Source organism: Candidatus Abyssobacteria bacterium SURF_5, assembly GCA_003598085.1.
In the GTDB taxonomy this organism is placed as follows: Bacteria; Abyssobacteria; SURF-5; order SURF-5; family SURF-5; genus SURF-5.
Window position 1 is genome coordinate 23,680 of sequence record QZKU01000004.1, and the last position, 15,468, is coordinate 39,147.

12 protein-coding genes are annotated in these 15,468 nt (G+C 53.9%); all 12 read right to left on the reverse strand.

What is annotated here, in order from left to right; translation table 11 throughout:
• Window positions 1–27 precede the first annotated feature (27 nt).
• The 12 genes from C4520_00260 to C4520_00315 all read right to left on the reverse strand — a co-directional run bounded on the left by C4520_00260 (window position 28) and on the right by C4520_00315 (window position 15,457).
• Window positions 28–861, reverse strand: coding sequence for a methyltransferase domain-containing protein (locus C4520_00260; GenBank protein ID RJP26711.1), 834 nt, complete (start codon window positions 859–861; stop codon window positions 28–30).
• Between the two features lie 222 nt (window positions 862–1,083).
• A complete protein-coding gene (locus C4520_00265) occupies window positions 1,084–1,665 on the reverse strand; it encodes a TlpA family protein disulfide reductase (protein RJP26712.1) in 582 nt (193 codons plus the stop codon).
• Between the two features lie 29 nt (window positions 1,666–1,694).
• The gene (locus tag C4520_00270) at window positions 1,695–2,210 is read right to left on the reverse strand and encodes an ankyrin repeat domain-containing protein (GenBank protein ID RJP26713.1); all 516 of its coding nucleotides are present in this window, start codon (window positions 2,208–2,210) and stop codon (window positions 1,695–1,697) included.
• A gap of 242 nt (window positions 2,211–2,452) precedes the next feature.
• Window positions 2,453–2,878, reverse strand: a complete 426-nt coding sequence (gene msrB / locus C4520_00275) for a peptide-methionine (R)-S-oxide reductase (protein RJP26714.1) — start codon at window positions 2,876–2,878, stop codon at window positions 2,453–2,455.
• A gap of 82 nt (window positions 2,879–2,960) precedes the next feature.
• Window positions 2,961–6,065 carry a hypothetical protein gene (locus C4520_00280; GenBank protein RJP26715.1) on the reverse strand — a complete coding sequence of 1,035 codons (3,105 nt, stop codon included), beginning with the start codon at window positions 6,063–6,065 and terminating at the stop codon, window positions 2,961–2,963.
• Between the two features lie 39 nt (window positions 6,066–6,104).
• Window positions 6,105–8,315 carry a hypothetical protein gene (locus tag C4520_00285; GenBank protein ID RJP26716.1) on the reverse strand — a complete coding sequence of 737 codons (2,211 nt, stop codon included), beginning with the start codon at window positions 8,313–8,315 and terminating at the stop codon, window positions 6,105–6,107.
• A gap of 7 nt (window positions 8,316–8,322) precedes the next feature.
• Entirely contained in the window at window positions 8,323–9,045 is a 723-nt protein-coding gene (locus C4520_00290; GenBank protein ID RJP26717.1) for a hypothetical protein, read from the reverse strand.
• An 11-nt stretch (window positions 9,046–9,056) separates the two neighbouring features.
• Window positions 9,057–9,824 carry a DUF4405 domain-containing protein gene (locus C4520_00295; GenBank protein ID RJP26718.1) on the reverse strand — a complete coding sequence of 256 codons (768 nt, stop codon included), beginning with the start codon at window positions 9,822–9,824 and terminating at the stop codon, window positions 9,057–9,059.
• Between the two features lie 99 nt (window positions 9,825–9,923).
• On the reverse strand, window positions 9,924–10,637 hold the full coding sequence (locus C4520_00300) for a hypothetical protein (GenBank protein ID RJP26719.1): 714 nt from the start codon (window positions 10,635–10,637) through the stop codon (window positions 9,924–9,926).
• 22 nt (window positions 10,638–10,659) lie between these two features.
• Window positions 10,660–11,793 carry a respiratory nitrate reductase subunit beta gene (locus C4520_00305; protein ID RJP26720.1) on the reverse strand — a complete coding sequence of 378 codons (1,134 nt, stop codon included), beginning with the start codon at window positions 11,791–11,793 and terminating at the stop codon, window positions 10,660–10,662.
• 42 nt (window positions 11,794–11,835) lie between these two features.
• Window positions 11,836–12,516 (reverse strand): hypothetical protein, encoded by a 681-nt coding sequence (locus C4520_00310; GenBank protein RJP26721.1) that lies wholly within the window; start codon window positions 12,514–12,516, stop codon window positions 11,836–11,838.
• Window positions 12,517–12,547: 31 nt separating this feature from the next.
• Window positions 12,548–15,457 (reverse strand): hypothetical protein, encoded by a 2,910-nt coding sequence (locus C4520_00315; GenBank protein ID RJP26722.1) that lies wholly within the window; start codon window positions 15,455–15,457, stop codon window positions 12,548–12,550.
• Between the last annotated feature and the right edge of the window lie 11 nt (window positions 15,458–15,468).

The window sequence follows — 15,468 nt, forward strand, 5'->3', positions numbered from 1 at the left end:
TTAACAACGGAAGCTGAATGAACGGAATTATCCGCGGTCGCCCAATGACGCAATCAGTCCCGAATCATACAGGTTCATCGGTGCGATTCCCTCTTTCCGGGTCCCGATAACCCGGACGAATCCGATGTACCTGCCGGCGTCCGCCTCGAGCGCTTCCGCAACCGACGGAAATTTATTCTTTTTCGATTTCTCCAGGAGAATCTCAAAATCCCGCCAGTGCTTCCATCCATCAGGCATGGTGTCGGCAAGGACAACGTCAACGCGATTTGCGCGATCCCATAGCGCCCGCCACCAGTCGGCGGTCTTGAATGTAATGCATTCATCTTCCCAGAAAGCGTGCCCGTTGGATTGTTTTTGAGTCAGGTGCGCAGGTATTTCGTTGTCAATGGACTGCGTGAGGCCGGCTTCAGCGACGGCGATTTTTCCGCCCGGCCGCACGAAGCAGCTCAGGTAGCTCAGGTAAAGCTCGTCGGTCCCGTAGTACTGATAGGAATCAACGCTTATGACCGCATCGAAGAACTCGACCGGGAACGGAAGCGCATGCGCTTCGATCCTGAGCGGGAAGACGCGGTCCGCGACCCCTGCCTCCTGCACTCGCCGCCAATTCTCATTTTGGTTTACCCACAGATCAACCGCCCATACCTGAACGCCGAATTCGCGCGCCAGAAAGATGCTGCTGAGCGCGCTGCCGCAGCCCAAATCAAGTACACGCATCTCCGGCTTCAAATCCAGAGAAGCCGTTAGCCACTCCGTCAGCCAGAGCACGTTCGGTCCCATCTGGTTGTCCAATACCCAATTCGGATCATACTTGTTTGAAAGAGGGAAGGCTGGATTAAATAAAGGATTCTGTTTTTCTTCCATGTCATTTCATTCGGGGATAGCCGTATTCAGTACGGTAGTTCGAAATATTGTACTATTTTCTTGAGGAAAAATGAAGAGGAAATCCTGCGGCTCTCTATGAATTGTTAAGCAGATGCAGAGAAGTGATGAATGGTGTCCGTGGGCATTTATGACGCCTACAACAAACTCGCAGCAGAAAAGTTGAACCCGAAATACTATGTGAGTTGCCACCGGCCGTGAGGGCTAATAGGCGGCAGGCGACTGCACAACTTTCTCCTTACCCAGAAGCTCTCTCACGGCCCGGTCAAGTTCCTGTTCGCCGCGAAGGTTCACGTAGCGGATCAAGCCTTTCTGATCGACCAGAAACGTGGCGGGGAGCGAATAAACGTTGTAGAGGCGGGAGATTTCATTTTCCCAGCCTTTCCCGTCAAAAATTTGCGGCCACTCTATCCCAACCATCCTCACCAGTGTTTCCAATTCCGTGCGATCGGTATTCAGGCTGATGCCAATGACGGTGAAGCCGTCGTTTTTATATCTGTCATAGACGCGTTTTATATGCGGCAACTCCATGAGACAAGGGCTGCACCAGGTAGCCCAGAAATCGAGGAGTACGACTTTCCCCCGATAATCTGACAACGATACTTTCTGGCCCGAGAGATCAACGGCCGTGAAGGTCAGAGCTTTTACGCCTTTGACCGGCAGCCTTCCTTGTTCCGGACCGGAAAACAGAACCAGCAACAAGATAATGCCTCCGACCGCTACGGCGAGCAGAAGGGGAGGCGGGATCTTTCTTAACAAGTCTAATGCATCTTTTTTCCGGTCCAAAAGTTTTCTCCTTTACTGCCGCATGGCGATTATTCTTCGGCGCCGGCTTCTTTCAAGATGCGGCAAACGTTGAGGTGCCCTCTTTCGTGCGCGTATCTGAGGGCCGTCCATTGCCGGTTGCTCTTGAGATTCAACTCGGCCTTTTCTCTTATGAGCAGCCTTACGGTGAGATAGTGTCCACTTGCCGCTGCAATCATGAGGGCCGTATACCCGTCACTTGTTGTGCCATTGATATCGGCGCCGTTCTGCAGGAGCAAACGAATAAATTCATCATGCCCTTTGGCGGCGGCTATCATCATGGGCGTCAAGTCGGTGTCGGTATCCCTTGCGTTCGGGTCGGCCCCATTCTCCAGGAGCGCTTTCCCGACTTCCACATTTCCCGATGTCGCCGCGACTAAAATGGCCTTTACTCCGACTCCTACGGCCGGAGCGTCGGCATCCGCCCCATTTTTCAACAAAAATTTAACCGCTCGAGCCGATCCCTTTAGAGATGCCATCATCACGGCCATGCCCAAATGTTTCTTCTTAAGGACAACTGTCTTCATACGAATCGTCCTCCTTTTCTTGCGGGGCGCTTGCAGTACTCTCGGAGGAAACTACGCGTTCGGCAATATCTTCCTTTCTTCTCCAAATAATTCGGCTAATAACCTCGCCCCTGATAATAAAAGACCCTTCTTCCGCAGACGTCCACTTCAATTATGGCGAAACCGTTGCAGAATTGACATCGAGTACGCTGGAGACAATGGACAGAAGGTTTCACGCGATGAAGGTTTTGCTTGGCTTGTGGCTATGATGAGGGGGATTTTTTCTGTACCGCTTCAAAACGGACCGCGACGGAATTGATGCAATATCGTTTCCGCGTAGGTTCGGGACCATCGTCAAACACATGCCCCAAGTGGGCATCACATCGGCTGCACTTTACTTGGACCCGCTTCTTAAGAGAAGTCAGCTCTCGTCGCGTTTGGATATTCTCCTCCGAAATCGGAGCCCAAAAGCTGGGCCATCCAGTGCCGGAGTCGTATTTCTGTTCCGAACTAAATAATTCGTTGCCGCAGCAAACGCAGTGGTAAATCCCTTCCTCGAAGCAATCGATATACATTCCGCGGAAAGGTTCTTCAGTTCCCTTCTTTCGTGTTACCCTGAATTCTTCAGGGCTCAACTGTTGTCTCCACTCGTCTTCCGTTTTTATTATCTTGCCGGTAAATACAGGCATTTTCTCGACTTTCTGCCACACCGGCCGGTTATTATCAGGCCTTCTATTGTTACGAACTCTACTATAATTTTAACATAATTCTCTAATTGATCTTTACTGGTTTGTCGAGAAAAGGCTCGAACGTTACTTTTCCCAAGGCCGGATCATCATCTGCGTCAACGATCATGCGGGAAATGGCGCCCCCATCTGAGCTACCCCAATAGCAGTTGCTTGTTGTAAACGGAGATGAATCGGCAGAGTTCCCGTTGTAGAACTGGCTGCCGGAGTTGCCATACACGTTGTTGTTTTCGAAAACAAGATATCCGAGAACGTATACACCGCCGTTATCCTTTGCGGACCGCCCTCGATTGGCGGTCACGGTGTTCCTGGTGAAGACTTCATTTTCTATGGATGTCCCCCAGAAATTGATGAATACGCCGCCGCCGAATTGCGACAGCGCGATGTTTGAGCCGATGTAGTTGCGCGTGATGCTGCTGTTGTGTTCCGTGAAAATGCCGCCACCTTCCCGGGCCTGATTCCGCGTCACCTCATTTTCATCGACGAGCCCGAAGGTGGAATAAATGCCGCCGCCTGCCGCTTTCGCGGTGTTTCCATCTATTCGATTGCCGATCGCCGAGGACCGGGACAGATAGACGCCGCCACCGTTGCCTGTGGCCGTATTGGCGGTGATGTCGTTGTCTTCCACATGGATCGTCGAAGTGTTCATGTATCCGTAGGCATAAATGCCGCCGCCGTCGCCGTCCGCAGTATTGTGGTGAATTTTATTCGAGAGGACATAGATGATATCGTTCGTATAGGCGTAAATGCCGCCGCCATTGGTGGGGGCCTCATTATGATGGATATCATTTCCCGCGATAACCGGGCCGCCTTGTCGAATCGTTATCCCGCTGCCGCCGTTTCCTGCTATCTCGCAATTTTTTATGAGCGGCGAGGAAGATTCGATCAACAAACCTTTGCCTCCGTCGATACTGCAGAATTCCAGAATGGTTCCGTCGATGTAGGTTCTCTGATCATCGAGAATCGCATCCGCACATTGTTCGGCAAAGATGATGCTTCCCCATCTCCCCGAAGATTCACGCGTAAACAGAATAGGAGCGTCCGCCGTTCCCCGAGCCTGAAGCTCTCCCCGCACTTTCAGATTTTTGCCAGGAGCAAAATGAACAGCCACTCCCGGTTCAATAACAAGTCTCCCTTCCGACATAATGATCGTGTTGCCGGCGACGAAATACGGGCTCTTCGCTTTTTGGAGATGCATCTCGCTGTCTATCGGGCCGGACAAGGTGAAGGCGGTTTCGGGCGCAGTTGTAAAGCCCGTGGGCCTGCTCCAATCCGACCAACTGCCGGTGGGCGAACGGGAGGCGATTCTCCATGCATACTCCCTGACTGCCTGAAGTTTATCACTTCCCATCGTCAGCTCATCCATTTCCGGTCCAGAGGTCATGGTATCGAGCACTGGATTAAAGGCGCTGTCGCCGGCGGCAAAGACCTGCCACCGGTAGGAGACTACAGCTTCGCCTGCTTCGGGAGGGGCGGCTTTCAGGATTATCTTATCCCGCAGCACCCCCTGATCGCCGTCAGCCGGATGAAGGTTTACGGGCGCGAGGAGCGATTCTTCCGACGGAGAAAAATACAGCCTCACCTCTTCGGAAAGCCCCGTCTCCGCCTCGCCCTCGTCTCGAGTCGAAAATCCGGAGACACACAAGAAATATTCCTTTTCCGGTTCCAGATCGGTGATGAGAAACGACTTTTCAGAACCTGTCTGTAAAACCGTATCATATGGATACCCGCTCTCCGAGCTGATATAGATCCTGTGGCCGGTGAAGTTTGCGCCGGGCGATTCTTCCCACGTCAATTCGATTCCGCCGTCTCGCGAGGCCGCGCGTACGTGGAAAGGCGGCAGCATGGGCGGCTGTGGGCGCTGTTCGAGCATGAACGGCTTGTAAATGGCCAATCCATTGGATTCGTTGTCGATCCAATCATAGGTCACCCGAAGGATCGAGTCTTCGGAAGAAGTGCCCCAATAATTTTCGGTAGCGACGACATCGGGCGCATCGGACACATTGGCTATATAAAGAGCGTAGCCTTCGTTGCCCAGGATATTATTGCCGCGGATAAGCGGATTGCCTGAAACATAAATGCCGCCGCAACCTTCATCTCCATCGGCGCTGTTTGCGGCGATACAGTTATCCTCAATGGGGCCGGAGCCGAAATAATGCAAACCCCCTCCTTCGATGCGGGCGGCCTTATTGCGAATAATGCTGTTCGATTTGATGCTGGCATTCTCGGAGAAAATGCCGGCGCCGCGCTCCGCTGAATTTCCCTGCACAAGGTTGTCGGCCACTTCGGATTCGACCGCATAAATTCCGCCGCCACGCAATATGGCTTTATTATTGATAACGGTGTTCCCGTTCAAAATCGCTTTGTAGGCGTAGATTCCGCCCCCGAAGCGTGAACTGCTGTTGCCGAAGATCACATTGTTCATGATGTGCGCAGTTCCGCCGTCCGCGGCGTAAGCATAAATCCCGCCGCCGCCGTCACGACCGCCGTCGGAGATGTTGTTGTAGATGATATTGTCGGCGATTCGGACATTCCTGTCGGAGTAACTAATGATGCCTCCTCCGTTGCCGGAAGCCGGGTCATGTTCGGTGGAATTCCCATAGATGCGGTTGCCCATGATAGTCGGTGCGCCGAATTCCACCCGAATCCCGCTGGAGACGTTATTACGGATTTCGCACTGGGTAATAAAGGGGGCGCCGAACCTGATGAAGAGGCCTCCCCCTTTTTCGACAATACAATTGCTCAGGATGCAGCCGGCTGAATAGGCGCCGGACTCGGAGAAGGCGGCATCAGTGCTGAAGTCGGTAAATGAGACGTTTCCCCAGGGCGTTTCGGTATGTGCGGTAAACAGAATAGGTTTCGCCGGCGTCCCTACAGCCCGGAGGCTTCCGTTTATCTCGAGAGATTTCTCGGGGTAAAATTCAACAATGACGCCGGGTTCGATTTCCAGCGTTGCGCCTTCAATCAACTTGATGTCGTTCGTTATTTGGTATGGGCTCTTCCTGGCAAACCAGATAGTGTCCTTCTCGATATTGCGGCTGACGCTGGTCGCCGCCCAAGCCGGCGCCGACAGAAGGACCACGAAAAGAATTGCGCAAAACCGGCACTTCCACAGTTTCTGCTTTCTCATTTTTTGCCCCCAACTGATTTCTTCCCCTACCTCTTTTCTCTAATAGTCCATCTGGGTCCAGTCGATCTCTTCTTTCTGCTCCTCCTCGGCCTCCGGCGGTTTCTCCGGTATTTTGTCCATAATCATCAGGTATTTGGAGACGAGGTCGATCCACATTTCGGCGTCAGAGACCCTCTGGGCGCCTTCCGGGGTGTAGTAAACGTATGGCATTTTCGTGCCCGCACCCGCATATTTGTCCGGGTTGCGAAGGAAGTTCTTGATCCACTCGAAGCGCAGCCTCGTCTTCGAGAGCATGAGGTTAATCGAGAGGTCCTCAAGCTTGACGTCCTCCGGCAGACCTCCTTCAAGAGAGATCGGGTGGCACTGCATACACTTGTCGGCCACCACCCGATACTCGCCCATATCCCGATCGAGTTGTGGCATTTCCTCTTTCTGCGGAATCAGCACGTACGGCACGCGAGCGTCCTCAGCAGAAGAAGACTTCACCGAAAAATAATCAATCATATCTTGCACTTGTTCATACGAAAAGGAAAAAGTCGGCATCCTCATCTTCAGCCACGGCCGCATGGGAACGGGTTTCGTCAGGTATTGAAAAGCCCATTGGGGCTGAACCTTCTCTCCTTCGCCGACGAGCCGGGGCGGCACGTACGTCTTGAGTCCGATGAACTGATCGATGCGCGGTTTGACGTTCTCCTCAAACATATGACAGCCGCGGCAATGGTTTTCGGTGACTTCCCATTCCCCCGCCTGTCCGCGCCGCTGGGCCTCTGCGGCCGCCAGCATATATTTCTGCGGAAGCTGAAAAACCGTGTTGGAGAAATAGAAAATGGTGAGTGATTCAATTTCGCCTTCTTCAAAGTTAAACTTCGGCATTTTCAACGGCATATCGACCGTCTCGTAAATCTTCGGTTCCTTTATCTTATTGAGAATCCAGTCCCATTTGGTCGTAGGAACCTGTGAATTTCCGAACGGGAGTTCGTCGAGCGTTTTCTTCGCGACCTCGGCCACCTCGACGCCGGGAAGCGGAGATCTGTCGAAGTCCTTCATCTTGTGACAGCCGTAGCAACCCTGAAGTTGAACCAGTTTGCCTCCGTTTTCCACTGACGCCCCGTCTGTTTTCAGCGGCTCCGAGCGCACAAGCTCGGCATTATCCTTCAGAGTCATAAGATATGCGGTGAGGTTGAGCCGGTCGCTATCGGTGATGTCGAGCTTGGGCATACGCGTGTCGGGGTTGTACGCCTTGGGATCCTTCAAATACTCGAACACCCAGTTCCCATTCAATTTGATTCCGGCGTCCGACAGATTCGGAATGCGTCTCGTCAGCGAATCCTCCTCCCGCTTTTCGGAATGGCAGGCTTTACATCCGAGGTCGGTAAACAGGGTCTCACCCTCTTTGGCGGACGCAGGTGACAGATCAACCTTCGGATATTCCTTATCGGATTTCAAAGAGAGCGCATAGGCCGCAATGTCGCGAATTTCGTCATCCGAAAGCGTAAAGGTCGGCATGAGAGTGCGCGGCCGCATTTTTTCGGGAGTTTTCAACCAACTCAGCATCCATCGTTCGTCCGCCAGCTTCTCCTTAAATCCGTCGAGAATTGGCGCGAATTTGGGAAGATCTTCGAATCCGCGCGCACTGTGGCAGTCGTAGCAACCATATTTTTGAAAGGCGAGTCTGCCGAGTTCAAACTGCTCGGCCCCTTCCAGTCCGTATGAAGTCTCATGGCAGCCGATGCAAGGCGCCTGAAGATATTGATGCGGGATGAGCGGATTGTACCAGGTCTCTTCATATCCATGGGCAGCGAATGCGGTTGTCCCCACGCCCTGCCCATGATGACAGACAGTACAGCCAAATTTATCCGCCTTATGCAGGTCAAGCATTTTCCCCGGATGAGCTTTAAACGGCTCGGGCGCATCGGCGAACAGGGGATTATCGATGCCGAGATGGCAGCTCGTGCAGAGATCGCGCACATTCGCATCCGGCAGGAACACCTGGCGAAGATGCGGCCGCATGGACCGGGCCTCGCGCAACTGCTTCTCCCATTTCTCTGTCTCAGCCGAGTCCCCGGCCTGAGCGGACGCGGCTATTTGCTCAAGCAGCTTCTGCTCCGACAGCTTCTGAAATTCTCGCTGATATGCCGCCCATTCGCGCGAGTTCTCGTGCTGGAAAACGCGCACCGTCAAAACGGCAAAAACCAGAATGGCCGCTGAGAAGACCAGGCGGCTCGAAAATTTCGCCCTGATGATATTCATTTCTTCTTCAGATATTGAACCATGGCGTGGTCACAATGTACCTGATATTGAAGGCGAGGCGCAAAAGTATCTTGATCGGTACGCCGTACATCAAGAGCACAAGCGTGAAAGCGATGAGGTATCTCACCGCTCCCATGCGGCGGAAGATGCCCTTCATAAGGACTGCCGGCAGCGCCAGCCCAATTGTTATATACGTTGCAAGAAAGGCGATGCCGGCCCACTGAGGCATATTGACCAGCGTCTCTTCCGCGCTTTTTGCGACCGACCAATCCTCCCACAGCCAATAAAACTGCCAGTTGGGTCCGCGCAGGAACTGGCCGATCAGGATCAGGACGAACCACATCCCAAACCCGAACACATAGGTGATTATGGCCGCTCGGCGTTCGGAAAATGAGTACTTGCCGATTGCCGTCGTGCTGACGTCAATATAAGGAATGAGGACGAGCCCGAGGATAATGAGAGTGGGAATGACAACTCCGGCGATCCACGGATCGAAGTATACGAGTAATTCCTGCAACCCGACAAAGTACCAGGGAGCTTTCGCCGGATTTTCAGTCTTGTTCGGGTCCGCAATGCTGAGGAGAGGAGCGTTCTGCAGCATCGACCATACGAGCAGAATGACTGAAGCGATGATGGCGGCGATAAATTCCTTCATCACCAGATGAGGAATCACGAACTCAAACTCATCTTGCGCCACTTCAGCAGAACCGGCTTTGACAGAGAGGTCCATAGAATCCTCATCTAGAGCGGGTGTGAAATCCCTCCGTCTTTCCTCACCCGCCAGAAGTGAACGAACATCAATACCACTGCCGCCAGCGGCAGCAGGATGCAATGCAGCACGTAGAACCGCAGAAGAGCGTTTTCTCCTACCATCGTGTCTCCGAGCAGCAAGTACTTCACGTCGTTCTCGGGTCCGATACCGAGCAATTGGTGGAAGGGTCCTTCGGAGCCCAGCAGAGGAGTAGCCCCGGCCATTCTCGTGCCGACGGTGATCGCCCAGAACGAGAGTTGGTCCCACGGGAGGAGATAACCGGTAAAACTGAGCAGAAGCGTCAACACCAGGAGGAAAACGCCGACCACCCAGTTGAATTCCCGCGGCGGACGATACGAGCCGGTGAGGAAGACCCTCAGCATATGCATCATCACCAGGATGACCATGGCGTGGGCCGCCCACCGGTGCAGATTGCGCATGACGAGGCCGAACTTCACCACGTGTTCGAGCAAGCGCATGTCGAGATACGCATATTCGACCGTCGGGCGATAATAGAACATGAGAAGCACGCCGGTGATCGTCTCCACCAAAAACATGAAGAACGTCAGGCCCCCGAGGCAAAAGGTGTGCCTGATTTTCAGGCCTATCCTTCTCACTTTCGGCGGATGCACATGAAGGAAAAAGTTGGAGACGACCGTCAGCACCCGGTTGCGGGGAGTATCAGAAAATCGGTGCCTGAAGACCGAGCGCCATATTTGGCTCTCGGTGATCTTTTTGGATATGCTTCCCATATGCATTACGGGGCCAGACCTTGACGCATGACATAAGCGGATTCGCCGAGAAAATTCAGTCTAAAGGAAGGCTTATGTCATCTGCCAAAGCCTGACCCCCTCACTTCAATTCCGGTCTGGATGCAACCGCTGGAGATGCTGCAAATCTCCGGCGCATACGTTAGCGGCCAAGCCGATAACGCCGCAATAAAAGGAGACCGCCGCCTCGCACAGGTTCGGCACCTTGCGCGACGCCAAAACCTTCTCGGCTTTCCGATGAAGCTCCGGCAACCATCTGGCCGGGTGGCGCTTGAGGAAATCGATTTCGGCGAACACGTAAGGCGTGATGTCCTCGTTTCTCTGCAACGCTATGACTTCTTTAAATGTCAGGTAATGCATGAACTCGAGTTGGGTTGTCACATGGTCCGGGAGTTCGCGTTCCGGCGCTTCAGCGACGCTGAGACCGAAGTTGTTGTAGAAGCGTACCAGTTCCTCCATATTGCCCATTCTGTTGCCGGCATATTTCCCTTCATAGAGAGGGCAGGGAGGTCCTCCCGGGCCTGCGTCAAAAACGCGAACGAATTCGGCTTCGAAATCCTCCTGTGACACGTTTTTCAGCAGTTGGCCGGAAAGCGCCCCTTCCTCCACAGCCACTTCGTACGGGAGATCATGCAGAAGCGCAAGTACATACTTCAGATACTCGCCGTCCTTCACCATCTTCAGAAATTCCGTTTCGGGGTACCGAAACGATTCGGCGAGGAATCGGTACATCTGGCTTCTGCGCGCGCGTTCCGTCTGCTCGACGCCCTTGATGTTATCGAGTTCGACGATAGGCTTCATGCTACCCTTTCAGCAAAAATGCTTATGTGTACATCGAATTCATCGGGTCCTTGTTGAACGGCCCGAACATCTTTTCCCACCGCTTCGCGATCAGGATTTCCATCAGTTCCGATTTCTCTCCATCCCGCGTTCTCTGCATTTCCTGCTGAAGCAGCTTCAGCGACTGCTCGACTTCCGGGCCGAACAGGTCCACCAGATATCGCAGCGGGATGCGCGGCTTTGAGGTATCGATTTTGCCCGTATCGTCGAGCCGGGGCGGAGCAAGCGGCGGCACATAATACACGTTCGGTTCGGTCCCGAACTTCGGGAACAGCGGCAGGGCCACTTTCCACTTCTTCACGAGCTGGTATATCGGTCCCTGTTCATTATCGAGATAATCGACAAAACGAACGCGTCCGGTGCATTGGCGCACGCACGCATTGGCCACGCCCTTCTCGATGCGCGGGTAGCAGAAGATGCATTTTTGACTGGTCAACTTCTCAAAGTTGAAGTAAATCTTCTTATACGGGCACGCCTCCAGGCAGAAGCGGTATCCCTTGCAGCGATCCTGGTCGATAAGCACGATCCCGTCCTCTTCGCGCTTATAAATTGCGTGGCGGGGGCAGGCGTCGATGCACGGCGGATATGTGCAGTGGTTGCAGATTCTGGGAAGATAGAAGAAGAAGCTGTTGGGATAGTTGATGCCGACAGCGCCCTGATCTTCGTCCCAGTTCATTGACCATTCTGGAGTAGTGCCATCGCTGTTCTTGGCGGACAGCGTCACTTGCCCCCATTTGGTATTCAGGATCTCGTCGTGATTGAAGGTCCACAGGTCTCCGAATTCCTTTCGAGTAGGCAGTTTGCCGCGGATAGGCTCGCGCACGCGCCCCTCGAAAAGCACTTTGTAGCCGCCGCCGCTCTTCTCGAAATCCTTCGGTGTTCCTTTGCCGGGCATGGTATTGACGGTGTTCCACCACATGTACTCCCGGCCTTCTTTTTTCGTCCACGTGTTCTTGCACGCCATGCTGCAGAGCTGACAGCCGATGCACTTGTTGAGGTCCATCACCATGGCGAGCTGGCGCTTGGTGCGGCGCAATTCATCCTTGATCGCCAGAAATTCCTTCGAAAGTTCCTCTTGTCGCTGCTTATCTTCCTGTGTCGGTTCCAGTACTGCCATGTTTATTCTCCTCTATCTGAAGGATTGAAGCCAAATCATCCATTATGCAAGCTGAATATCCCGCCATTCCTTTGAGAAGGCTTTTACGCCGCCTCGCTCGCCGGCCGCTCCTTCCCAGGCGGCGACACCAATCTGTTTTTTCATTCCGGCGGCCAGTTTGATTGAGTCCTCGGGAACCGTGAAAGCACGGCTCATGACGACCGTCCATTCGCCGTTCTTCCAGCCGGAATTCGCCATAATGGAACTTTTTTCGGTGTACAGACTGGTGGAAAGACCTTGAGCAATCTGATTCTTCGGCTTATTATCGAAGTCGGCGCGCCAGTACCAGGAATTGGTGGGAGCGTCTTTGGTTCCCATTTCTTTGATCGGCGTCTCAATGTCGTCGCGCATTGGGAAGAGGAGCGAAACTCCGTCGGGAAACGTATCCAGATCGCCGATTTGGAGGTTCTGGTTTTCGCTTTTCCAGTTCAAACGGAAGAATATCTCTTTCCCGTTATGGAGGGTTTTAAGCCTTACTTGCGGTATTTTCCCGATGTCCTTTTCATCGCGCGTCGCCTTGATATAAGGAGACGGCTGGTTTGCGAGCGGAGTGGCCGCCGTTTCCAAAACATATTCGTTCGCGCTTTTCCATACAGGCGAATCCAGCTTGAGCAATTCATCTTTGGTGGCCGTCACCTTCGCCGCCACGATCTTATCAGCAGTTGTCGTCGCATTTTCAGCCATAATGTGTGTCCCCCTTCGTTACATGCCGCTCCTATGCCTTTTGAACCTCAACCGTCACCGCCCGGTCAACAGGTTGAGTACACCAATTCCACCGGTAGTAGTTGAGGTGACCGTATCCAGCCGCCAAGTCCAGCCATTTTATCATACCGGGTATGGCCGCGTCATAACTCTTCCACTTCTCGAACTGGTACGGCTCCCAGGCATGGTAAATGATCACCTGCCCCGGCTGCAAATCGTTTTGCGAGCGAGCAGCCGAAGTGACCTTGACATGGACCTTGAAATCATCGAAATCATTGAAAACGCGAACCAGGTCGCCGTCCTCAATCCCCCGTTTTTTGGCGTCCTCGGTGTTCATGAACATGAATGGTCGCCCCTGATGGGTGCGAGCGAGCACATCGTCGGTAATCCAGATCGAGTGAACGCTCCACCGCTGGTGGCCGCTGGTCATGCGCAGCGGGTAGTTGCCGCCCATATTCGGGTTGTCCTTGTGGACCGGGAGCTGTTCTCCTGCCTCGATGAACCAGTCGTGATCGATATAGAAGGTGATCCTCCGGTTGTAGGTCGGATACGGTATCTTTTTTGGCCCGGTATGATATGTAAGCGGCACGATCGGCTCGTCCGGCTTAATATCGGTCATGAGGTGCATCGCGATGACGTCGAGCTTCGAGACGCTCGTGAAGCGAACGATGCCGTCCTTGCGGAGGGACTGAAGGTTTGTGCCTTCGGGCAGAGTACCGAGCGTCGCGCTCAGTTGAAGCGCATCATCGAGCGTTTCGTCGGCGGAATTTCTCTGCAGCGTCTGCCGTTCCACAAGCTTTGTCATGTCGAGCGTGGTGCCGGTTCGGGTCTTAAACTCTTTGATTCCCCGTTTTCCACAGATTTCCTGCACCTTGACGGCCAGGAGGCGGCCGACCTCCCATTCCTCTTTCCCCTCGCCGAATGGTTTCACCGCCCGTTCCGTCAGCGTGAGCCAGGGGACGTGGGGGGTCGGGAATCGCGTGTCGGTTTTCTCATAGAATCCGGCGCCGGGCAAGATCATATCGCTCATGAGAGCGGTCGTGCTCCAGCGTGTCTCGACGGCAAATATAAACTTGTACTGTTTCCACAAACTTGGGTAGATATTGGTCAGCCAGCCGCGGTTTTTCCGCGCCGGGCTGGTCCCCTGATAGCAGTAAACAAGCGGTTTCTGATCTTTTGCCGGTCTGATTAACCCGTCCCACCAGCCTTTCGCGACCGCCTCGTTGAAGTACTCGGCGAAGCTGCGTTTCATCGTGGGGCAGTGCCAGTCCTTCCGGTCCCAAGTATCCTTATAGCCGGAATGGTAGTAGTAAAGGAAAACCGGCGGGACCATTCCGAGGCGCTCTCGGTCCGCCGTTCGCTCCATTTCGCGCTGGATCATCTCGTCAGTCAACGACGGATCCTTCGCCTTCAGCATGAATTTATCCACCCGCGACTCGCCGAACTGCCACAGAGAACTAAGCCCTCTCCGTTCGCGGATCATGAGAGCGGTCGCGCCGTCAAAGAGCGATTCGCTCCAGCCGCGGATGCCGCTCCCCTTGTTGCCGATGCTGCCCGTCAGCGCCAGCAGCAGGCACATGGCGCGCTCCATCAGATCGCCATGATAATACTTGGAAGAATTCCAGCCCACCAGCACCTGCACGTGGCCGCGTGCTCTCCACGCTTTTTCCGCGAGGCCGCGGATGGTATCGGCATTGACGCCGGTCATTTTCGAGACCTGCTCCGGCTTGTAATCTCTCTCCAATTCTTCTTTGAGGAGATCGAAGACCGGCCGCACTTCCACCTTCTGCCCGTTATTGAGAGTGACGGTATACCGGCCTTCAAGAGCGGGATCGCATGGGAGCGCAAGCGTCTCGCGCGGCGCCTTCACCGGCGCATTCGTCTTGGTATCCCAGAAATACATCTGGTCTTCCCAACCGCTGCCGGTCATGTCGGTTTCGCGGAGAAACTTTTTGGTGTCCGACCTGACAAGCATTCCGAGGTCCGTTTGCTCCTTGATGAATGCCTTGTCGTATTTACCCTGAGAAATAAGCTGCTGCGCAAGAGCCAGTCCCAGAGCCGCATCGGCGCCAAACTCGATAGGAATCCATTCGTCGGCATGTACGGCCGATGGCGAATAGTCGGGAGCTATGGTGATCACTTCCGAGCCGTTGTAGCGGGCCTCGGAAATGAAGTGGTACGAGGGAATGCGCGTGTACACCGGGTTCATATGCCAGATCAGCAGCAGTTTCCCGAAAAACCAGCCGTCAACAGAGTCGCAGAACTGGAATTTGCCGAACGTTTCGTACACGCCTTTATTGAAGTCGCCGATAGTCGAGTTCAGGTCGAGTTCCGTTGCCCCGAGACCGCTGAAAAAGCGGAACATCGTGATCAGATGAATCCAGCCTCCGTTGCCAGGACCCGGCTCGTACACGATGGATTCGGTTCCATTGGCCTGAATGGCGTCAACCAACTGGGTGGCCACCTCGTTGATCGCCTCATCCCATGATATCCGCTTCCACTTTCCCTCGCCCCGTTCGCCAACTCGCTTCATGGGGTACTTGACGCGGTCGGGATTGTACATCATATTGCTGTAAGAACAGCCTTTCTGGCAGCCGCGCGGGTTCCAATCAGGACCGGTCGCATCAACAACGGGATATTTTCCCGCTTGTTCTTCGCGCCACACGATCCCGTCTTTGGTGTATACGCGCCACAGGCAATTGCCGGGATAACAATCCACCAGGTGTGTTCCGTAAGTCACCTTGTCCCATTTCCACTCATCACGATGCAGCTTTTCCCAGCCGCTGTACTTCCATTCTTGAAACACCTTCTCCGTCGCGTGCGCGGTTCCTCCCAGGAAGCCGAGTGAATCGAGCGAGAGCGCCAGCGCGGTCGTGCCGGTTATCTGCAGAAAACGGCGCCTCGTGAACCTGAAGTCCGACATAAGAACCTCCT